At 62.2% G+C, this 20,634-nt stretch carries 16 protein-coding genes and 1 riboswitch; of the genes, 8 read left to right on the forward strand and 8 right to left on the reverse strand.

The window, feature by feature from the left end; all coding sequences use genetic code 11:
• Window positions 1–141 precede the first annotated feature (141 nt).
• The 5 genes from KI613_RS19675 to KI613_RS19695 form a co-directional block, all read right to left on the reverse strand.
• Window positions 142–1,350 (reverse strand): ABC transporter permease, encoded by a 1,209-nt coding sequence (locus tag KI613_RS19675; RefSeq protein ID WP_226402677.1) that lies wholly within the window; start codon window positions 1,348–1,350, stop codon window positions 142–144.
• Window positions 1,347–2,045 carry an ABC transporter ATP-binding protein gene (locus KI613_RS19680; RefSeq protein ID WP_319004079.1) on the reverse strand — a complete coding sequence of 233 codons (699 nt, stop codon included), beginning with the start codon at window positions 2,043–2,045 and terminating at the stop codon, window positions 1,347–1,349. The genes KI613_RS19675 and KI613_RS19680 overlap by 4 nt, the downstream gene beginning before the upstream one ends.
• A gap of 55 nt (window positions 2,046–2,100) precedes the next feature.
• Entirely contained in the window at window positions 2,101–3,387 is a 1,287-nt protein-coding gene (locus KI613_RS19685) for an efflux RND transporter periplasmic adaptor subunit (protein WP_226402679.1), read from the reverse strand.
• On the reverse strand, window positions 3,384–4,880 hold the full coding sequence (locus KI613_RS19690) for an efflux transporter outer membrane subunit (RefSeq protein ID WP_226402681.1): 1,497 nt from the start codon (window positions 4,878–4,880) through the stop codon (window positions 3,384–3,386). Before KI613_RS19690 ends, KI613_RS19685 begins: the two co-directional genes overlap by 4 nt.
• A 147-nt stretch (window positions 4,881–5,027) precedes the next feature.
• On the reverse strand, window positions 5,028–5,519 hold the full coding sequence (locus KI613_RS19695) for a Spy/CpxP family protein refolding chaperone (protein WP_226402683.1): 492 nt from the start codon (window positions 5,517–5,519) through the stop codon (window positions 5,028–5,030).
• Window positions 5,520–5,814: 295 nt separating this feature from the next.
• Here KI613_RS19695 and KI613_RS19700 point away from each other — a divergent pair, with 295 nt between their 5' ends.
• Window positions 5,815–8,652, forward strand: a complete 2,838-nt coding sequence (locus KI613_RS19700) for a M48 family metallopeptidase (RefSeq protein WP_226402685.1) — start codon at window positions 5,815–5,817, stop codon at window positions 8,650–8,652.
• Between the two features lie 53 nt (window positions 8,653–8,705).
• On the opposite strand, the gene thiC is transcribed toward KI613_RS19700, so the two are convergent.
• Window positions 8,706–10,622, reverse strand: coding sequence for a phosphomethylpyrimidine synthase ThiC (gene thiC / locus KI613_RS19705; RefSeq protein WP_226402687.1), 1,917 nt, complete (start codon window positions 10,620–10,622; stop codon window positions 8,706–8,708).
• Window positions 10,623–10,663: 41 nt separating this feature from the next.
• A riboswitch (TPP riboswitch) is annotated at window positions 10,664–10,759 on the reverse strand.
• Between the two features lie 121 nt (window positions 10,760–10,880).
• Between thiC and KI613_RS19710 the strand changes: the two genes are divergently transcribed.
• From KI613_RS19710 to KI613_RS19730, 5 genes are all read left to right on the forward strand, one after another.
• Window positions 10,881–12,356 carry a carbonic anhydrase gene (locus tag KI613_RS19710; RefSeq protein ID WP_226402689.1) on the forward strand — a complete coding sequence of 492 codons (1,476 nt, stop codon included), beginning with the start codon at window positions 10,881–10,883 and terminating at the stop codon, window positions 12,354–12,356.
• Between the two features lie 52 nt (window positions 12,357–12,408).
• The gene (locus KI613_RS19715; protein WP_226402691.1) at window positions 12,409–13,053 is read left to right on the forward strand and encodes a TetR/AcrR family transcriptional regulator; all 645 of its coding nucleotides are present in this window, start codon (window positions 12,409–12,411) and stop codon (window positions 13,051–13,053) included.
• Between the two features lie 62 nt (window positions 13,054–13,115).
• The gene (locus KI613_RS19720; RefSeq protein ID WP_226402693.1) at window positions 13,116–13,769 is read left to right on the forward strand and encodes a protein-L-isoaspartate O-methyltransferase family protein; all 654 of its coding nucleotides are present in this window, start codon (window positions 13,116–13,118) and stop codon (window positions 13,767–13,769) included.
• Window positions 13,769–14,092 carry a rhodanese-like domain-containing protein gene (locus tag KI613_RS19725; RefSeq protein ID WP_226402695.1) on the forward strand — a complete coding sequence of 108 codons (324 nt, stop codon included), beginning with the start codon at window positions 13,769–13,771 and terminating at the stop codon, window positions 14,090–14,092. Before KI613_RS19720 ends, KI613_RS19725 begins: the two co-directional genes overlap by 1 nt.
• Before the next feature lie 7 nt (window positions 14,093–14,099).
• Entirely contained in the window at window positions 14,100–15,425 is a 1,326-nt protein-coding gene (locus tag KI613_RS19730) for a TolC family outer membrane protein (RefSeq protein WP_226402697.1), read from the forward strand.
• Here KI613_RS19730 and waaA read toward each other — a convergent pair.
• Window positions 15,391–16,653, reverse strand: a complete 1,263-nt coding sequence (gene waaA, locus KI613_RS19735; protein ID WP_404827019.1) for a lipid IV(A) 3-deoxy-D-manno-octulosonic acid transferase — start codon at window positions 16,651–16,653, stop codon at window positions 15,391–15,393. The genes KI613_RS19730 and waaA overlap by 35 nt on opposite strands.
• Entirely contained in the window at window positions 16,650–17,588 is a 939-nt protein-coding gene (gene waaC, locus KI613_RS19740; RefSeq protein ID WP_264181443.1) for a lipopolysaccharide heptosyltransferase I, read from the reverse strand. Before waaC ends, waaA begins: the two co-directional genes overlap by 4 nt.
• A gap of 170 nt (window positions 17,589–17,758) precedes the next feature.
• Between waaC and KI613_RS19745 the strand changes: the two genes are divergently transcribed.
• Window positions 17,759–18,766, forward strand: a complete 1,008-nt coding sequence (locus KI613_RS19745; RefSeq protein ID WP_226402703.1) for an NAD-dependent epimerase — start codon at window positions 17,759–17,761, stop codon at window positions 18,764–18,766.
• A 9-nt stretch (window positions 18,767–18,775) separates the two neighbouring features.
• Window positions 18,776–20,599, forward strand: a complete 1,824-nt coding sequence (glmS, locus tag KI613_RS19750; protein WP_226402705.1) for a glutamine--fructose-6-phosphate transaminase (isomerizing) — start codon at window positions 18,776–18,778, stop codon at window positions 20,597–20,599.
• The last annotated feature ends 35 nt before the right edge of the window (window positions 20,600–20,634 follow it).

Raw genomic sequence — 20,634 nt, forward strand, 5'->3', positions numbered from 1 at the left:
CGGGCCTGGCGACAGGACGAATACTCCCCCGAGAGCCTGTAAAGGTGGGTGACGGTGCTGTAAATGAAAGTAAATGGCGTAAGCGGATGAAAAGTGCGCTTGCTACGGTCAACCGGAAATAATGGCCAAAATTGAAAACGCCTACTCGTGCCGCAGCGCCTCAATCGGATCGAGTTGCGCCGCCCGGCGCGCCGGCACATAGCCGAAAATCACCCCAATCGCTGCCGAGAAGCCAAAGGCCGTCAGGTTGATGGCCGGGTTGAACAGGAAAGGCATGTGCATCAGCGACGACAGTCCGAGACAGGCGACAAAGGCCAGCGCCACGCCGACCAAGCCGCCGCAGGCGGAGAGCACCACGGCTTCGATCAGGAATTGCCAGAGCACCTCGTTTTCCAGCGCCCCGATAGCCAGCCGGATGCCGATTTCGCGGGTCCGTTCGGTGACCGACACGAGCATGATGTTCATGATGCCGATGCCGCCGACGAGCAGGCTGACGGCAGCCACCGCGCCGAGCAGCGCAGTCATCGTGCCGATGGTGCCGGAGAGCGTTTCGGCGATCTGTTTGGTGTCCATCACGTTGAAATTGTCGTCGGCGTTGTCGGCCAGCTTGCGCCGTTCGCGCAACAGGCTGCGCAGCTGTGCGATGGCGACGGTCGCGTCGGTGCCGTCCTTGAGCGAGACCATGACACTGCCGATGTCGAGCGTGCCGGTCAGCCGGCGTTGCGTCGTGCGCAGCGGCATCAGCACCGTGTCGTCCTGATCCTGACCCATGCCGCCCTGGCCCTTGGCGACGAGCAGGCCGATCACCTCGCAGTCGAAGGTCTTGACGCGGATGCTGCTGCCGACCGGATTGCCGGCGCCAAACAATTCTTTTTTGACGGTATTGCCGATCACGCAGACGGCCTTGCCGGCGCGTTCCTCGTCATCGCTAAACTGCCGCCCGGCGGCGATTTTCCAGTTGCCGGCGATGAAGTAGTCGTTGCTCGTGCCGCTCACCGTCGACGACCAGTTCTGCGTCCCGGCGACCAGCGTTACGGGGCTGCCGACGACCGGCGCGACAACCTTGAGGCCATTGACCTGTTGCTGAATAGCCTCGATGTCGGCGATCTTGAATTTCGGCGCGCCGGCACTGTCGCGCCCCGGGCCAAGGCGCTGGCCGGGCATGACCATGAGCAGGTTGCTGCCGAGGCTGGCAATCTGGTCGGAAACCATCTTCGTTGCGCCGTTGCCCAGTGTCACCATGGTGATCACCGCGCCGACGCCGATGACGATGCCGAGCACAGTCAGAAAGGAGCGCAGCAGGTTGCGGCGGATCTCGCGCAGGGCGAGCAGGAGTGCGTTCAGGATCATGCCCCCTCCGTCGCGCTGTCACTGTCCACCAGACCGTCGACAAAATGCACGATGCGCCGCGCGTACTGCGCCATGTCCGGCTCGTGGGTGACCATGATGATGGTGATGCCCTGTTCGCTGTTCAGCCGCCCGAGCAGGTCCATGATCTCGTGGCTGCGCTTGCTGTCGAGGTTGCCGGTCGGCTCGTCGGCGAGCAGCACGAGCGGGTTGGTGACGATGGCCCGGGCAATCGCGACACGCTGCTGCTGGCCGCCGGAAAGCTCGGCCGGGGTGTGCGTTTCCCAGCCGTCGAGGCCGACCTTGGCGAGAGCGGCGCGGGCCGCCGTGTGGCGCACTGCAGCCGGCTCACCGCGATAAAGCAGCGGCAGCTCGACGTTCTCCTGCGCCGAGGTTCGCGCCAACAAATTGAATCCTTGAAAGACGAAGCCAAGACATTGCCGACGCAGCAGCGCCCGCTGGTTGCGGTCGAGCTGCTCGACGTTGATGCCCTGAAAACGGTACTCGCCGGAGGTCGGCGTATCGAGGCAGCCGAGCAGGTTCATCGCCGTCGATTTGCCGGAGCCACTCGGCCCCATCACCGCCACGAATTCACCCGCCGCTATGCTCAGATCGACGCCGCCCAGCGCCTGAAAAGCCGTCTGGCCTGCGCCATAGGTCTTGGTGATGGCGCGTAGTTCGATCAAGGGCGCGCTCACAGTAGCCTCGCCGCCATTTCAATTTTGGCCGTTTTTTCCGGTTGACCGTAGCAACTCACTTTTTCGCCGCCTGATAGTCGGAAATCACCGCCGCACCCACCGGCAAATCGCCGCCCAGCACTTCGGTCTGGCGCCCGTTACTGACGCCGGTTTTCAGCGCCACCGCCTGCGGCCGACCATCGACCAGCACCCAGACCTGCCCATCGCCGCTGCCCTTGGCTGCCACCGGGCGATTTTTCGGCGCCTCCGGTGGCGGGCCGGGCATCAGGCGGGCGACAATGCCGCGCTCTTTCGCCCCAGCCCCCTCGCCCGGCGGCGTGAAACGCAACGCCGCATTGGGCACCAGCAGCACCTTGTCGCGGCTTGCCGTGACGATAGTAGCCGTCGCCGTCATCCCCGGCCGCAGCGCAAGATCGTCGTTATTGACCTGCAAAATGGTCTTGTAGGTGACGACGTTGTCGGTCGTCGTCGAGCCCAATCCGACACGCTGAATGCTCGCCGGAAACTTGCGCCCCGGCCAGGCCGACACGGTGAAACTCGCCGTCTGGCCCGCTTTGACATTGCCGACATCAGCCTCATCGACCTTGACCTGCAACTCCATTTTGGCCAGATCCTCGGCCAGCACGAAAAGCACCGGCGTCGTCATCGCCGCCACCACGGTCTGGCCCGGCTCCACCTTGCGGGTCAGCACGACGCCATCAACCGGCGAACGGATAGTCGCCTTGCCAAGATTGGTTTCGTCCGTTTTCAGCGTCGCCCGCGCCTGCACCACCTCGGCCCGGGCGCTGGCCAGGCTGGCGATGGCCCGTTGCCGGGCCGCATCGGCGGTCTCCAGCTCGGTCTTGGCCGGCACCTTGCCGCCGGAAAGCTCGGCGACCTGCCGCATGCGATTCAGCGACGCCGACGTTTCGGCCACCGTCGCCTGCGCCAGCGCCACCGAGGCCTCCGCCGCCGCCACCGCGGCCTGCGATTTGGCCACGCCATCCTTCAATTTGGCGGTATCGAGCTGGGCCAGCAACTGGCCTTTCTTGACCACATCGTTTTCCTGCACCAACACACTGGACAGCGTGCCGGAAAGCTCGGAGCCGACATCGACCGACTTGGTCGGCTGCAGCGTGCCGCTGGCCGAGGCGGTGACCAGCAGATTGCCGACGGCCGCCTCCTCGGTCAGGTATTGGCCGGCCGGCTGGCCGTTGCCGCCGGAAAAGGCCAGCCACAGCACGGCCACGACGGCAATGCCGCCGCCGATCAGCCACAGCCGCCGTTGACCGGCGCCCTTGGGAGTGTTCTTGCTGAGCAGCGCGACGAGCGCCGCCGACGAGGTATCCGTACTTTTTGTCATGTTCGATCACTTTGATTGGCCGACTGCCAGCCGCCGCCGAGCGCCTTGTAGAGCTGGATCAGCGTGGTCAGCACGGCCGACTGGGCGGTGGCCAGAGAGTCTTCGGCCGTCAATTGGGTGCGCTGGGTTTCCAGCACTTTCTGGAAGTCGGCGAGGCCGGCTTCGTACATCTGTCGGCTCAAGGTCGCCGCGTTGCGCGCCGAAACGGCCGCCGCTTCCCGGGCGACCACCCGGTTGCGGGCCTGCGCGTGGGCAGTCAGCGCGTTTTCGACCTCTTCCAGCGCGGTCAACACAGCGCTCTCGTAGGCCACCAGCGCCGCTTCCTGCACCGCCGTCTGCAAATCCACGGCAGCGCGCAGCTTGCCGCCATCGAACAGCATGGCCGCCAAAGTGCCGCTCGCCGCCCGCACCAAGCTGGCGCTGCTGCCCAGCGCGTCGAGGCTGTAAGCCTGCCAGCCGAACGAGCCACCGAGCGACAGACTGGGAAAGCGCGCCGCCTGCTTCTGCCCGATGCGCGCCGTTTCCGCCGCCAGCGTGCGCTCGGCAACGATCAGATCAGGTCGCTGGGTCAACACATCGGCCGGGATGCCGGTCGCCACCGTCGGTGGCACGACCGGCCGGGCCTGCGAGGCCAGCAATTGTTCATGCAGGGCGCCGGGTTGCCGGCCGAGCAAGGTGGCCAGCCGGTTTTCCGCCGCCGCCATCCCGACCTCAAGGTCCGGCATGCTGGCCCGCGTTTGCTCGCGGCTGGTCCGCGCCTGCTCGACATCGGCGCTACTGGCCAGCCCGGCCTGCTCGCGCCATTCGGTGATCTGCGCCGTTTCGCTTTGGCTGGCCAGATTGGCCCGAGCAATCGCCAGCCGCAACTGGTAAGCGCGCCACTCAACGTAGTTCTGCGCCACCTCGGCAACCAGCGAAACCCGGACGTTTTCCAGACTGGCCTCGCTCGCCGCCAGATCGGCACTCGCCGCCTCGACCGCCCGCCGCGTGCCGCCGAAAAGATCGAGTTCCCAACTGGCGTCGAATCCGGCGTCGTACAACGTACGCGTCGGCAGGGCATTGACGGCCGTGGCGTTCTTTGTCCGGCTAACGCCCGTCGACGCCGACACTTGCGGTAAATAGCCGCTCACCGCCTGCGCCCGACTGGCTCGCGCCTGCCGCAAGCGAGCCTGCGCTGCCTTGAGATCGAGGCTGCCGGATTGGGCGGAGGCGATCAGGGTATCAAGCGCCGGATCGCCCAGTTGCCGCCACCAGTCACTTTGCGATTTTGGGCTATTTTTCCGGTTGACCGTGGCATCGCCAGAAACGGCGGAATCCGTTGCCGGCGGCCGAGAATCACCGACTTTGGCCGCCAGCCAACCGCTCGGCATGGACCACCCTGGCGCCTGATAGTCCGGCCCGACCGAAGGCAGGCCGGAACAGGCGCTGAGCGAGCCAACAACCCATAAAACGGCAAGCAACAGGCGACAACTCGGCCCTCTTGAAAACGACATGAAATTCATCCGGATATTTTCACCGCCTGCGATCTTCACAGGTGTTAAACGATGTAAAAAGGCCCGCCGCGACCACGAATTGAGCCGGGGCGGGCAAGGGGGTAGATCGCGTGGCTACTGCCCTTCAAGCAACAGCCAAAACCTTGATTAATCGCCGGGAGGCGGACGGCGCTCACCACCGCGCCCGTCCATAGGCACCTTGCCGGCGGCCTTCAACTTGGCCAACTGGCTGCGCTGCTCGGCGCTCAGCACCTCATAAACCTGTCGCTCGGCCATGGCCCGCGCCAACGCCAGCTCTGCCGTCGCCTTGGCCGCATCATCCGACAACGCGCGCGCCTTCGGCTCGGTATATTCAGTCGACAACACCAGCCTGCGCAGCGACTCCTCGGCATTGCGCACTGCCTTCACCTTCACGCGCATGGCCGGCGCCTGCCCGTGCATGATCTCGAAAACCCGGTCGCGCTGTGCCTCGCTCAAATCCAGCTGGCGCAAATACGGCGGCATCTTTCCCGATTCCGTAGCCGGCCCAGCACCGCAACTGCCAACCCGCTGGCCAACCCCTAGGGCCGCCAACGGCACGACCAGCGAAATCGCCGCCGCCACCAGAAAGCGCTTCAAACTCAATTTGGGAAAATTCACGTTCAGTCCTTTGATTTCAAGCTTCGGGGGATGCCCGACGACAGGACGAATACTCCCCCGAGACACCGTTAAGGCGGGTTAGCAGGCTGTAAATGTCTGTAAATGGATTCTTCCCGAACTTTCCCCGTGCGACCGGGCGATTGCTCTGATTCCGGCGTTTGGATACCATCCCTGAAAATGCCGCTGTGCTAATTCCGACATGCCCCTGGCCGACATCTCGGGAAAATAAAGGTCGTCTCAACGACCCGACTGACAACCAGGCGCAAATCGATTCACTCAAGGGGAACTTAGCAAAATGGACACGCTATATCCGAAGGGGCCGACCGACATCCCGAGCGAGCTGACCCAGCCCAGCCCGACCTATAAACAACGAGCCTGGCTGGCCGGCGTCAGCCTGGCCGGTTTCGTTCTCATTTACCTGTTTCTGGCCGGCTGGTTTGTCGCCACCGCCTGGCGGCTGATTGAGGATGCCATCGTCAGCGGCGGCGGCAACTTCGCCAACTGGCTGGTTGGCGGAGGATCGGCCTTTCTCGCCATCTTCATGCTGAAGGCGCTGTTCTTCATCCAGCGCGGCGAAAACAAGGATCTGCTTGAACTGAAAGCGGCCGACCAGCCGCGCCTGTTCGAATTCCTCAATCGCCTTGCCGACGAAGCGGGCGCGCCCCGTCCGGCCCATGTCTATCTATCGGCCAAGGTCAATGCGGCGGTGTTTTACGATCTTTCCATCCTCAACCTGCTCTTTCCCTCGCGCAAGAATCTGGAAATCGGCCTGCCGCTGGTCAATGTCCTCAACCTGAGCGAACTCAAGGCCGTGCTGGCTCACGAATTCGGCCATTTTGCCCAACGCTCGATGGCCATCGGCAGCTGGGTTTATATCGCCCAGCAAATCGCCAACCAGATCATTCATCGGCGCGATGCACTGGACAAATTCCTGGCCGGCATTTCCCGCACCGATCCGCGCATAGCCTGGATCGGCTGGCTGCTGTCCCTGATTGTCTGGTCGATCCGCTCCCTCATGGACAGCCTGCTGCGGCTCGTCGTTCTGGCCCAGCGATCGCTATCCCGGCAAATGGAGTTCCACGCCGATCTGGTCGCCGTCTCGCTGACCGGCAGCGACGAAATCGTCAATGCCCTGCACAAACTGCAGGCCGCCGACGACGCCTGGGCGCGCACGCTGAGCTTCGCCAACAGCCAACTGGGGCGCGGCAGAAAGGTGCACGACCTGTATGCCGTGCAATCCCGCATCATCGAAACGATGGCGCGTATCCTCGACGATCCGGACTATGGCGCGACACCGACATTGGGGCAAAAGGAGCGCGTCTTCAAGACCGGTTTTGCCCAACCTCCGCAAATGTGGTCGACCCATCCGGCCAGTTCCGACCGCGAAGACAACGCCAAGCGGACCTACATTTCGGCCCGGCGGGACGAGCGCAGTGCCAGCCTGCTTTTCGAGAATCTCCCGGCCGTCAAGGCGGCACTGGCAAAGCAGGCATTCGGCGCAATGGAAGGCGAATTCGCCTCGGCCGAAGAGACGCTGGATGCCCTCGACGAGCACTATCGCCTGCAACAGTACGATGCCCGCTACCGCGGCGCCTTCATCGGCCGCCCCCTGACCCGGCACGTATCGAAAGCGGATGAACTCTATTCCGCGAGGGTCGATGTCTCAACCCTGCCGCAAGCCGTCAATAAGCTTTATCCACCCGTGCTGGCAACCGACCTCGCCAAGCTGCGCGATCTGGACGAGGAATACGCCTGCCTGAAGGCGCTGCACGACAAACGCTACGAAGCCCGCGGCAAGCGCCTCGTATTCCGCGGTCGCGAAATATCCCGTCGCGAACTACCGCAAGTCATGACGCAAGTCCGTCAGGAAGCCGATGTCCTGCGCGAACGCGTGCTCGAACATGACCGCCGCTGTCGCAGCCTGCACCTCACCGCCGCCCGACAACTCGGCCAAGGCTGGCCGGAATACCTGAGCGGCCTGATCAACACCCTGCATTTCGCCGAGCACAGCGAAGCCGATCTGCGCGACGCGCAGGGCATGCTGGGCAACGTCTATGCCGTCGTCACCGCCGACGGCAAGGTCAGCAAGAAAGAACTGAAGCGCCTGATAGCCGCCGCCAACGAACTGCATGGCGTGCTCTTCAACCTGTACGAAACGCGCGCGACCGTGCACCTTGATCAGACATTGCTGGATCGCCTGAAAGTCGACTCATGGGACGCCATGCTGGGCGAACTGAAACTGCCGGAAGCCGGCAATGAAAACATCAGCGACTGGCTGAACGTCATCGACGGCTGGGTCAACGCCGCAGCCGGCGCCTGCTCCGCCTTGAGTTCAGCCTGTCTCGAGCAACTGCTGCGCAGCGAAAACCAGATCGCCGAAGCCCTGCAACAGCCCGAGACAGCAAGTCCAGCTCCCGCAGCCAGTATCGTTCCGGGCGATTACCCAATCCGGCTGATCGGCTCCGAACGCGAGCGGCAGACCAAGCTCGGCTGGTGGGATCGCCTGAAAATCGCCGATGGCCCGGTCTTCGCCGGCATCCGCCTGCTCGGTGCCGGGGCCATTGTCGGCGCCGTCCTCGGGTTCAGTGGCAGCGCCTCACAGGAAAGCGACATCTCGGTATTCAACGGGCTGAACCAGCCGGTTCAAGTCACGCTGGGCGACCAGCATTTCATGGTCGCGCCCTACGGCAGCTACAACCTCGCCGTTCGCCTCGATGACAAGACCGAACTGCTCGCCCAAACCCGGACAGGACAGGAAATCGAACGCTTTCACCCCGACCTGCAGGGACATAGCCGGCATTACGTCTACAACGTCGCCGGCGCCAGCCCGCTGATCGAATGGACTGCCGCCTACGGCAACGCCACCGAAGTTCCACCGAGAAAGCTCGGCGCACCGCGCTGGCTGGCCGCCGGAGCGGACGTCTATTTCACCGAGCCGCCTGCCAACATCAGCACCAAGTCAGGCGGCGGAACACGCAAGGTTCTAAGCGGAGCGCCCGCCAATGCCGATCCGCAGGCCGTGCTCAAGCAATTGGACGATGAAACGGAACGCCAACGCGTTGCCGCAACCCATGTCCAATGGGATGCGCCGGATACACCGCAAATCAGTCGCTGGCAGGCATTGAGCCACTAAGTAAAACGGGCCGCGATTGCGGCCCGTTTTCATTGTCATGGCTTAAACTAGACTTACACCTTGCTATAAACCTCGGCGCCTGCTTTAACGAATTCGACGGACTTAACTTCCATCCCCTTCTCCAGCGCCGCCGCTTCATCCAAGCCCTGCTGCGCTGCAAACTCGCGGACTTCCTGCGTGATCTTCATCGAGCAGAAATGCGGGCCGCACATCGAGCAGAAGTGGGCGACCTTGGCCGATTCCTTGGGCAGGGTTTCGTCGTGGAACTCGCGCGCCTTGTCCGGATCGAGGCCGAGGTTGAACTGGTCGTCCCAGCGGAATTCGAAACGGGCCTTGGACAGCGCGTTGTCGCGGATCTGGGCGCCGGGGTGGCCCTTGGCGAGGTCGGCGGCGTGGGCGGCGAGTTTGTAGGTGATGATGCCGACCTTGACATCGTCCTTGTCGGGCAGGCCGAGGTGTTCTTTCGGCGTGACATAGCAGAGCATGGCCGTGCCGTACCAGCCGATCATGGCGGCGCCGATGCCGCTGGTGATGTGGTCGTAACCCGGGGCGATGTCGGTGGTCAAGGGACCGAGGGTGTAGAACGGGGCTTCGCTGCACTGATCCAGTTGCAGGTCCATGTTCTCCTTGATCATGTGCATCGGCACATGACCGGGGCCTTCGATCATGACTTGCACATCGTGCTTCCAGGCGATCTGGGTCAGTTCGCCGAGGGTCTTGAGTTCGCCGAGCTGAGCTTCGTCGTTGGCGTCGTAGATCGAGCCGGGACGCAGGCCGTCGCCGAGGCTGAAGGCGACGTCGTAGGCCTTCATGATTTCGCAGATTTCCTCGAAGTGGGTGTAGAGGAAGCTTTCCTTGTGGTGGGCCAGACACCACTTGGCCATGATCGAACCGCCACGGCTGACGATGCCGGTCATCCGGTTGGCGGTGAGCGGCACGTAGCGCAGCAGCACGCCGGCGTGGATGGTGAAGTAGTCGACGCCTTGTTCGGCCTGTTCGATCAGCGTGTCGCGGAAGATTTCCCAGGTCAGGTCTTCGGCCTTGCCGTTGACCTTTTCCAGCGCCTGATAGATCGGCACGGTGCCGATCGGCACCGGGCTGTTGCGGATGATCCATTCGCGGGTTTCGTGGATGTTCTTGCCGGTGGACAGGTCCATCACGGTGTCACCGCCCCAGCGGATCGACCAGGTCATTTTCTCGACTTCTTCCTGAATGCTGGAGCCGAGGGCCGAGTTGCCGATGTTGGCGTTGATTTTCACGAGGAAATTGCGGCCGATGATCATCGGCTCGCTTTCCGGGTGGTTGATGTTGTTGGGGATGATGGCGCGGCCACGGGCGATTTCGCTGCGGACGAACTCCGGGGTGATTTCCTCGGGAATGCTGGCGCCGAAGTTCTGGCCGGGGTGCTGGCGGCAGAGCAGGGCCGCCATTTTTTCGCCCATTTTTCCGGTTGACCGTAGGGATTCGATGTAGGCGCGGCGATTGTTGTTTTCGCGGATGGCGACGTATTCCATCTCGGGGGTGATGATGCCCTGGCGGGCGTAGTGCATCTGGCTGACGTTCTGGCCGGCCTTGGCGCGCAGCGGCTTGCGGTGCAAACCGGGGAAGCGCAGTTCGTCGAGAGCCTTGTCGGTGGCGCGCTTGCGGCCGAATTCGGAACTCAGGTCGGCCAGTTCTTCAACATCGCCACGTTCGGCAATCCAGCCGGCGCGCAGGGCGGGCAGGCCGTTGCGGATGTCGATCTTGGCAGCCGGGTCGGAATAGGGGCCGGAGCAGTCATAAACGTAGATCGGCGGATTCTTTTCGCCACCAAAGGCGGTCGGCGTGTCGTCCTGCGAAATGGCGCGCATCGGGACGCGGATGTCGGGGCGGGAACCTTCGACGTAAATCTTGCGGGAATTGGGCAGTGGCTGGACTGCGGCTTCGTCAACGTGGGCGTTGGCGGCGAGAAACTGTTCGGTGGCGTTCATGGTTATTCCTTGCGTGGATGCAGCGGGGTAAGACGGGCAAGGAGCAACAAAGTTCGTTTCCCTACGACGGCATGACCCGGTCAGGTTCGAAGGGTGATTCTCAGCCCGAATCCAGTCGGGCACCCCTAACGAGAGGCTGCAAGTTACTGGAAACACAGGCAAAATGCAAGGAATGACAAAATGCACTCAAGAATTCTCGAAATCAGCCGAAATATCATCGACAAGCGCCAGAATTCAAAGAGAAAACGAGGAACCAAGATGCGCCTATTGATGATCGCCAGCCTGCTGGTCGCCCTGCCTTTCGGTGTTGCAGCCGCGCCCGCCTGGCAAACTATTTCATCCGAACCGGGCAAACGTATTGAACTCAACCGCACCAGCCTGAAACGTGATGGGAACATCGTTGAGGCACAGGGTCGCGTCGTGCTCGAAAAAGAACTGGTGGACGGCCGTTCCGGCGCGCCCTACCGCGTCATTGAAGCGGTTACCCGCTACGACTGCACAACGCGCAGTGCCAACACGATCAAGCGCATTTTCAAGAAAAATGAAAATGACGTTGTCCGCGAAGAAAACATTAAGGGGGCCGACCTGCCGGTGCGCACCGGTACGCTGGACGACAAGGTGCTGCGCGAAGTCTGTCGCCCGCCCAAGGAAGGCGCCGCCGAAATCGCCCAGAAAGCCAACGAGGCAGCCGGTCAGCTAAAAGCGGCCAACGAGGCGATGCTCAAGAAGGAAATGGCCAAGGCCGAAAAGCCCGATGCCGTGAAAGCCAGCGACGCATCGCATGGCGCAGCACCACCCAAGGAAAGTGCGATTCCGTCGATCAGGCCGAATCTCAAGGCGGCCATGGAAGGCGCCAAGGAAGCAGCACCCCCCGCTCCGCCGCCACCTGCGCCGACGCCAGCGCCGGCCAAGGTCGCCGCGCCGAAGCCCGCGACCGTCGTCGTTCACACCAGCCAAGCCCCCGCGCCCAAGCCGAAAAAGGCGCCCAAGCCCCAGAGCACCCACTCCGAAGGCTACATGCTCGAACTGGCCCACAGCGAACCGGCCGTGCAGCATGCGAACATTCATTGGGATTACGAAGGCGCCGGCGGCCCGGAAAACTGGTCGAAACTTGATCAGAAAAACAAGGTTTGCGCCGTTGGCGAGCGGCAGTCGCCGATCGACATCAAGGATGGCATCAAGGTTGATCTGGAGCCGATCAAGTTCTCTTACCAGCCATCGACCTTCCGCATCATCGACAATGGCCACACGGTTCAGGTTGAGATCGGCGAGAGCTCGATTTCGCTGACCGGCAAGACCTATGAACTGGTCCAGTTCCATTTCCATCGCCCGTCGGAAGAAAAGGTCAATGGCCAGCGTTTCGACATGGTCGTCCACCTCGTGCACAAGGCCGACGATGGCCAGCTTGCGGTCGTTGCCGTGCTGCTCGAGCGCGGCACGGAGAACGCTTTCATCCAGACCCTGTGGAATAACATGCCGCTGGAAAAGAACCTGCCGGTAGCGCCACCCACTACGACGATCGACCTCAACGCCCTGCTGCCTGCCTCCCGCAACTATTACACCTACATGGGCTCGCTAACCACGCCCCCCTGTTCCGAAGGCGTGCTGTGGCTGGTCATGAAGCAGCCGGTGCAGGTATCGCCGGATCAGATCAACATCTTCAGCCGGCTCTACAAGAACAATGCCCGGCCGATCCAGCCCTCGGGCGGCCGCCTGATCAAGGAAGGCCGTTGACCGGAGAGCCGGCACGATGGTAACTTAATGACCAAAGAGTCATTAAGTTACCATGTCCGCCATCCCCACCCCCCGCAAGCGACGCAAGGAAGCCCGCCCCTCCGAACTTCTCGAAGCGGCGCTTCATCTGTTCGTCGAAAAAGGCTTCGCCGCCACCCGTCTGGAAGATGTGGCGGCGCGCGCCGGCGTTTCAAAAGGAACGCTCTATCTCTATTTCGAGAACAAAAATGCGCTGTTCAAGGCGGTGGTTCAGGAAGGGATCATCCCGGTCATTGCCGAAAACGAAGCAATCGCGGCCAAACATAGCGGTTGCAGCTTCGAGCTGCTCGAACTCATGCTCCAAAATTGGTGGACAAAGATCGGCCAGACCGCTTTTGCCGGCATCCCCAAGCTGATAGTGGCTGAAGCGCGAAACTTTCCTGAACTGGCCAGCTACTACTACGATAACGTCATCAGCCGCGGCCGCGCACTGGTTGCCAGCGCCCTGCGCCGCGGCATGAACAGCGGCGAATTCCGCACCATGGACGTCGAAACCACGGTCGACGTGGTTATCGCCCCCATTTTGATGCTGCTGATCTGGCGTTATTCGATGAGTTGCTGCCAAAGCGCCGAGAGCGATCCGGAGACTTATTTGCGCATACATATGGACCTGCTGCGCCAGGGTTTGCGCAAGCCGGAAAAAGAGAGTCGGGTATAATTTTAATTTGTCCGAATCAATATATTAGCTCGTGCTAATATTCAGTCTGCGGAGACCCACCAATGAACATCGAGCAAGCGCGCTTCAACATGATCGAACAGCAGATCCGTCCCTGGGAGGTTTTGGATCCGCAGGTTCTTGACCTCCTTTTTGTCGTCAAGCGCGAAGATTTCGTACCGCCGGTTTATCGCAACCTGGCTTTTGCCGACATGGAAATCCCGCTTGGCAACGGCCAGATGATGCTGGCCCCGAAGATCGAAGCCAAGATGTTGCAGGAACTGGGCCTCAAGAAAACCGACAAAGTTCTCGAAATCGGCACCGGTAGCGGCTACATGGCCGCCCTGCTGGCTGCCCGCGCCGAACACGTGGTTACCGTCGAGAGCCGCCCGGCGCTGGTCGATATTGCCAAGCAGAATCTTGCGCGCGCCGGCGTCACCAATGTCACCGTCGAACTCGGTGACGGCGCCAATGGTTGGCCCCAGCGTGGCCCCTACGACGCCATCGTCATTTCCGGCTCCCTGCCGACCGTACCCGATGCCCTGCTCAAGCAACTGCGTGTCGGCGGCCGTCTGGCCGTCGTCGTCGGCCAGGCACCGGTCATGGAAGCCCAACTGATCACCTGCACGGCCGACGGCATCTACAACACGGTCAACCTGTTCGAAACGGTCATTCCCGCCCTCGACGGCGTTGCCGCCAAGGAAAGCTTCTCGTTCTGATGCAACAGGTTCGCGCCCAACAACTTGCCGAATGGCTGGCCGACGAGAGCCGGCCTGATCCCGTTTTGCTCGATGTGCGCGAACCTTGGGAGATCGAGCTGTGCCAGCTGGCTGGATCGCAAAATATCCCCATGCATCTGGTGCCGATGCGGTGCGCCGAAATCGACCCCGAGCAGGAAATCGTTGTCATCTGCCACCACGGCGGCCGCAGCATGCAGGTCGCCATGTTCCTGGAGCGCAAGGGCTACTCTGCAGTCTATAACCTGATGGGTGGCGTCGAGGCTTGGGCCGGCGAAGTCGATTCCAGCATGCGTCGTTATTGAGGTAGGCATGAAAAAACTCGCTTGGTTGCTCGTCTCTCCGTTGCTCGCCTCGCCGCTGTTTGCTGCCGACCTGATGCAGGTTTATCGCGATGCGCAGGATAACGACCCGACCTTTGCCGCGGCTCGGGCAACACTCGATGCCGGTCGCGAAAAAGCACCGCAGGGTCTGGCCGGCCTGTTGCCCAGTCTGACGCTGTCGGGCAATACGGTATGGAACAAGAACGAGATTTCGGCCCACAATGGCCCGACCCTCTCCAAGCCGCAATACAACTCCAACGGCTACCAGCTGACCCTGTCGCAGCCGCTGTTCCGCTGGCAGAACTGGGTTTCCTACGACCAGGCCAAAATCCAGGTGGCACAGGCCGAAGCCAATTTCGTTCAGGCCCGCCAGGATCTCATCCTGCGCGTGGCGCAAGCCTATTTCGATGCGATCTACGCCGTCGAAAACCTCAAGGCGGTGCGCGCCAACAAGACTGCCATCGCCCAGCAACTGGAATCAGCCAAAAAGAACTTCGAGGTCGGCACCGCGACCATCACCGACTCGCATGAAGCACAGGCCCGCTACGACCTGGCTTCGGCCCAGGAAATCGCCGCTGAAAGCGACTTCGAGGTCAAACAACATGCCTTGCAGTCGATTATCGGCAAGATGCCCGGCCCACTGGCCACCACGCGCAAGGACGCCGAACTGACAATGCCGCAGCCCAGCGACATGAACCAATGGGTCGCTGCCGCCGAGAAGGACAGCATCACCGTGCAGGTCCAGCAGGCAGCAGCCGACATTGCGGCACGCGAGGTGGACAAGCAGCGCGCCGGCCATTATCCGACGCTGGATCTGGTCGCCAATCAGGGGCATTCGAAAAACTTTGCCGCAGCTTACGGCCTGGCCGACACCGATTACACCAACGTCGGCGTTCAACTCAATATTCCGCTATTTCAGGGCGGTCTGACCGTTTCGCGCCAGCGCGAGGCGGCGGCCAACCGTACAGCGGCGCAATCCGGCCTTGATGCCGCCCGCCGTGGCGCCGCACTGTCGGCCCGCCAGTATTATCTTGGCGTGACCAATGGTCTGGCCCAGGTCAAGGCCCTGAAGGCCGCGCTGGTCTCTTCGCAGTCGGCCCTGGAATCGAACAAGCTGGGCTACGAAGTCGGCGTGCGCATCAATATCGATGTGCTGAACGCCGAGAATCAGGTTTACGTCACCCGCCGTGATCTGGCCAGGGCAACGCTCGACACGCTGCTGTCGCAACTGCGTTTGAAGGCGGCAACTGGTTCGCTGGGCGAGGATGACGTCGCCCAGATCAACGCCCTGCTGGATCCGTCCAGCGCGCTATAAGCGCCAGCATCCGCTCAGCCGCGCCCTGATGGGCGCGGGCGAACATTCCCGCTGCTGTCCGCATTTCGGCCAATTTCATTTTTTGGCCAAAAATCCGGTTGACCGTAAGACCGAGCATTTCCGGGCTGTCGACGCGTAATGCGGCGCCCGCGACAATCGCGTCCTCGGTCGCCTGCTTGAAATTGAAGGTATGCGGCCCGACGACGACCGGACAGTCGCAGGCTGCCGCCTCAATGAGGTTCTGCCCGCCCAAAGGCAGCAAACTTCCGCCGATGAAGGCCAGATCGGCCAGCGTAAAATAGGCCGCCATCTCGCCCATGCTGTCGCCGAGCCAGACCTGTGTGTCGGCTGCCGGCATGGCCGCGCTGCGCCGAACGCTGCGCAGCCCCTGCTGCTGGAGCAAACCGGCCACTTCGTCGAAACGCTGCGGATGACGCGGCACAAGCACAAGCAAGGCATCGGGAACGGCCACCCGGCGCCACGCCTCGAGCACCAGCGGCTCTTCGCCTTCGCGCGTACTGGCAGCCAGCCAGACCGGCCGCTGGCCGATCGCCGCCCGCCATGCGTGGCCGAGAGCGAGTTTATCGGCCGGTGGGGTGACATCGAATTTCAGGTTGCCGCAAACCTCGACGGTGGTCGCGCCCAATACGGCAATCCGTTCGGCATCACCCGCTGTTTGCGCAGCGACACCGGCCAGCGCCGAAAATGCGGGCCCGGCCAGCGCCGAAAATCGCCCGTAGCCGCGGGCTGAGCGTACGGAAAGACGCGCGTTGGCGAGAAAAATCGGCACCTTGCGACGCTTGCCGGTTGCCAGCAGATTGGGCCAGATTTCCGTTTCCATGAGCACGCCGAAAGCTGGCGAAAAATGGCGGAAGAAACGATCAACTGCCCCGGGATAATCGTAGGGCAGATAGGCTTGAATGACCTTGTTGCCATAGACCTGCTGCCCGGCATCACGGCCGGTCGGCGTCATGCCGGTGAGCAGGATGCGATACTCCGGCCAGCGCGCCTGCAAGCCTTCGATCAGCGGCTGGGCGGCGCGCGTCTCGCCGACCGAGACGGCGTGCACCCAGATCAGTTTTGCCGGCACGGGCTGGCGATAGAAACCATAGCGCTCGCCGAGATGCTGGAGATATTCCGGCTGCTTGCGGCTGCGCCAGAGCAGGCGCAGCCAGATCAGTGGCGTGATCAGGTAAAGCAGCAGCGAATAGAAAAAACGCGCCATCAGCCCAGCGCCAGTTGCAATTCGGCCAGCACGGCAGCCGGCGATGGAATCTGGTTCTTCCCGCCCAGATTACGATGAAAGCCGACACCGAGAACGCCGGTCAGGCCGGGATCGGTTGCCGTATAAAGTGCAACGGTCGGCACCTTGAGGGCAACGGCAAGATGGGTCAGGCCGGTGTCGACACCGACGGCGGCGCGTCCGCCGGCGAGCAGGGCCGCCAGATCGGGAATGTTCATGGCTGGGGCGGCCACGGCACCGGGGATCCCCGCCGCCAGCCGGATTGCCCGTTCGCGTTCGACTGGGCTGCCACCGGGCAGAACCGCACTGATCCCGAGCAAATTCAGTTGCTGACCAAGTGCCAGCCAGTTGGCCTCCGGCCACAGCTTGTCGTCGCGACTGGTGGCGGTCAGGAAGACGACGTAGGGCCGGTGGGGCAGCCAGGCAAACCCGGCAGGAGTCGCCTCGATACCGTAATCGGGCTCGCCATCGGCCGCATAGCCCAGTGCGGCAGCGGCCAGCCGACGGTTGCGGACGACGGCGTGCAGCTCACGGGAAACGCTGAATTTCCGGTCGTATAACCTCGCCACCATCGGCTCGCGGGCCGAATTGGCGTCATAACCCAAGGTCGGACCATGGGCCTGACTGGCCATCAACGCGCTTTTCAGCAAGCCCTGGGTATCGACAACAGCATCGTAAGGCTTTGCCTGCAAACCTCGACGAAACTCGGCCATCTCCCGCCAGCTTGCCGCCTTCAACAGGGTTTTTCGCCAGCGCCGGACAGCGACCGGAATGATCTTGCCTACCCCGGGGTGCAGGCGCGGAATGGCGGCGAAACTCTCTTCGACACACCAGTCGACCGTCGCATCCGGGAAGTGCCGCCGGATGTCGCTGACCACCGGCAGGTTATGGATAACATCGCCGAGCGAGGAAGTTTTCACGATCAAAATGCGCATCGACGGATAAAATCACGACTTTCGAAGCCGCAATTATAAATGCCGGCACGCGCCAACCGCTTTCGATTGCGCGCTTCCGAATGAATATGCACAAGCGTCATAAATTCGATGCTGCACTGCGATAAAATCTAGCAACTTTTCTTCTGGGCAATTCCGTGAAAATTCTCGTCACCGGCGCCGCCGGATTCATCGGCATGACCACCTCACTGCGCCTGCTGGCGCGTGGCGACGAGGTGGTCGGCCTCGACAACCTGAACGATTACTACGAAGTCTCGCTCAAGGAAAACCGCCTGCAGCGCCTGACGTCGTTGCCCGGCTTCCGCTTCGTCAAGCTCGACGTGGCCGACCGTGCCGGCACGGAAAAGCTCTTCGCCGACGAGAAGTTCGACAAGGTCATCCACCTGGCCGCCCAGGCCGGCGTTCGTTATTCGCTGCAAAATCCGCACGCCTACATCGAGAGCAACATCGTCGGCTTCACTAACATTCTCGAGGGTTGCCGCCACCACAAGGTGCAGCATCTGGTCTATGCGTCCAGTTCCAGCGTCTATGGCGGCAACACCAAGATGCCGTTCTCCGAGCACGACAGCGTCGATCACCCGGTCAGCCTATACGCCGCGACCAAGAAGGCCAACGAGTTGATGGCGCACACCTACAGCCACCTCTACGGCCTGCCGACCACGGGCCTGCGCTTCTTCACGGTCTATGGCCCGTGGGGCCGGCCGGACATGGCGCTCTTCCTGTTTACCAAGGCCATCGTGGAAGGCCGGCCGATTGATGTCTTCAATTTCGGCAACATGCAGCGCGATTTCACCTACGTTGATGACATCGTCGAGGGCGTCATCCGCGTGCTCGACAAGAATGCTGCGGTCAACGCGGAATATGACGCGATTTCCGCCGATCCGGCGACCAGCAACGCGCCTTACCGCGTCTTCAACATCGGCAACAACAACCCGGTGCAGTTGCTCGACTTCATCGGCGCCATCGAAAACGCCCTCGGCCAGAAGGCAGAAAAACGTCTGCTGCCGCTGCAGGATGGCGACGTTCCGGCCACCTACGCCAACACCGACCTGCTCAATGACTGGGTCGGCTTCGTCCCGGGCACACCGGTCCAGGAAGGCGTCAATCGCTTCATCGCGTGGTATCGCGATTACTACAAGGTTTAAGGATCAGCTATGTGTGGCATCGTCGCGGCAGCAGCCGACAAGAACATCGTTCCCGTTCTTGTCGAAGGTCTGAAGAAGCTTGAATATCGGGGCTATGACTCGGCCGGACTGGCCGTCATCGCCGGCAACAGCATCGAGCGTGTCCGCTCGGTCGGTCGCGTCGCCGAACTGGAAGCCGCCTCGGCCAACACCCAAGCCATCACCGGCATTGCCCACACCCGCTGGGCCACCCACGGTGTGCCGTGCGAACGCAACGCCCACCCCCACGTTTCCGGCAGCATTGCCGTCGTTCATAACGGCATCATTGAAAACTACGAGTCGCTGCGTACGGAACTGACCGCCCAGGGCTACGTCTTCACCTCGGATACCGACACCGAAAGCATCGCCCACCTCGTTCAGGCCACACTGAAGACCGAGCCGGATCTGCTCAAGGCTGTCCAGATCGCCTGCCAGCGCCTGGTTGGCGCTTTCGCCATTGCTGTCGTGGACCACAATCAGCCGGGCAAGGTCATCGTCGCCCGCGAAGGCTCGCCGCTGCTGCTCGGCGTCTCCGACACCGGCAATTACGCCGCCTCCGACGCCTCGGCCCTGCTGCAAGTCACGCGCAACATGGTCTATCTGGAAAACGGCGATATCGCCGAGTTGACCTCCGCCAACGTCAGGATCACCCGCCTCGACGGCACACCGGTCCAGCGTCCGGTGCATGTTTCCCAGCTGTCCGCTGCCGCTGTCGAACTCGGCAACTACCAGCACTACATGCAGAAGGAAATTTTCGAGCAGCCGGAAGCGCTGGCCAATACGCTGGAAATCGTCGGCGGCAGCAAGAGCATCCAGCCAGGCATTTTCGGTGCCGAAGCCGGCAACTTGCTGGCCGATGTCGACTCGATCCTCATTCTGGCCTGCGGCACCAGCAGCCATTCCGGCTTCACCGCCCGCTACTGGCTTGAGCGCATCGCCGGCGTGCCGTGCAATGTCGAAATCGCCAGCGAATACCGCTACCGCACCTCGGTACCCAACCCGCGCCAGCTCATTGTCGCCATTTCGCAGTCCGGCGAAACGGCCGACACGCTGGCCGCCCTGCGCCACGCCAAGTCGCTCGGCCAGAGCAAGACGCTGGCCATCTGCAACGTGCCTGAATCGGCCATCGTTCGTGAATGCGCGTTGCGCTTCATCACCCGCGCCGGTCCGGAAATCGGCGTCGCCTCGACCAAGGCCTTCACCACCCAGCTGGCCGCGCTGTTCCTGCTCACGCTGGTCGCTGCCAAGGTCAAGGGCCGCCTGAGCGAAGAACAGGAAGCGACCTACATTCACCAGTTGCGCCACCTGCCGGTCGCGGTCAACAAGGTGCTCGAGCTCGAAGACGAGATCAAGGCCTGGGCCCAGCGCTTTGCCGACAAGCACCACGCCCTTTTCCTCGGGCGCGGCCGCCATTACCCGATCGCCATGGAAGGCGCGCTCAAGCTCAAGGAAATCTCCTACATCCACGCCGAAGCCTATCCGGCCGGTGAGCTCAAGCACGGTCCGCTGGCTTTGGTCGATGCCAACATGCCGGTCATTTCGGTCGCCCCGAACGACCAGTTGCTCGACAAGCTCAAATCCAACCTCAGGGAAGTCCAGGCGCGAGGCGGCGAACTCTACGTCTTCGCCGATGCCGACTCGGAAATCCCGGAGTCCGATGGCGTGCACATTCTGCGCCTGCCCGAACACTACGGCGAATTGTCGCCCATCCTCCACGTCATTCCGTTGCAGCTGTTGTCGTACCACGTTGCGCTGGTTAAGGGCACCGACGTCGATAAGCCGCGCAATCTGGCCAAGTCGGTCACCGTCGAGTAGGCAGACCTTTCAATTTTGGCCATTTTTTCCGGTTG

The organism is Ferribacterium limneticum (genome assembly GCF_020510585.1).
Lineage (GTDB): Bacteria > Pseudomonadota > Gammaproteobacteria > Burkholderiales > Rhodocyclaceae > Azonexus.

What these genes read in the sequence shown, in the direction of transcription:
- KI613_RS19675 (WP_226402677.1), bottom strand. Translation starts at nt 1,350, where the DNA reads ATGATCCTGAACGCACTCCTGCTCGCCCTGCGCGAGATCCGCCGCAAC.
- KI613_RS19685 (WP_226402679.1), bottom strand. Translation starts at nt 3,387, where the DNA reads ATGACAAAAAGTACGGATACCTCGTCGGCGGCGCTCGTCGCGCTGCTC.
- KI613_RS19690 (WP_226402681.1), bottom strand. Translation starts at nt 4,880, where the DNA reads ATGTCGTTTTCAAGAGGGCCGAGTTGTCGCCTGTTGCTTGCCGTTTTA.
- KI613_RS19700 (WP_226402685.1), top strand. Translation starts at nt 5,815, where the DNA reads ATGGACACGCTATATCCGAAGGGGCCGACCGACATCCCGAGCGAGCTG.
- thiC (WP_226402687.1), bottom strand. Translation starts at nt 10,622, where the DNA reads ATGAACGCCACCGAACAGTTTCTCGCCGCCAACGCCCACGTTGACGAA.
- KI613_RS19710 (WP_226402689.1), top strand. Translation starts at nt 10,881, where the DNA reads ATGCGCCTATTGATGATCGCCAGCCTGCTGGTCGCCCTGCCTTTCGGT.
- KI613_RS19715 (WP_226402691.1), top strand. Translation starts at nt 12,409, where the DNA reads ATGTCCGCCATCCCCACCCCCCGCAAGCGACGCAAGGAAGCCCGCCCC.
- KI613_RS19720 (WP_226402693.1), top strand. Translation starts at nt 13,116, where the DNA reads ATGAACATCGAGCAAGCGCGCTTCAACATGATCGAACAGCAGATCCGT.
- KI613_RS19725 (WP_226402695.1), top strand. Translation starts at nt 13,769, where the DNA reads ATGCAACAGGTTCGCGCCCAACAACTTGCCGAATGGCTGGCCGACGAG.
- KI613_RS19730 (WP_226402697.1), top strand. Translation starts at nt 14,100, where the DNA reads ATGAAAAAACTCGCTTGGTTGCTCGTCTCTCCGTTGCTCGCCTCGCCG.
- glmS (WP_226402705.1), top strand. Translation starts at nt 18,776, where the DNA reads ATGTGTGGCATCGTCGCGGCAGCAGCCGACAAGAACATCGTTCCCGTT.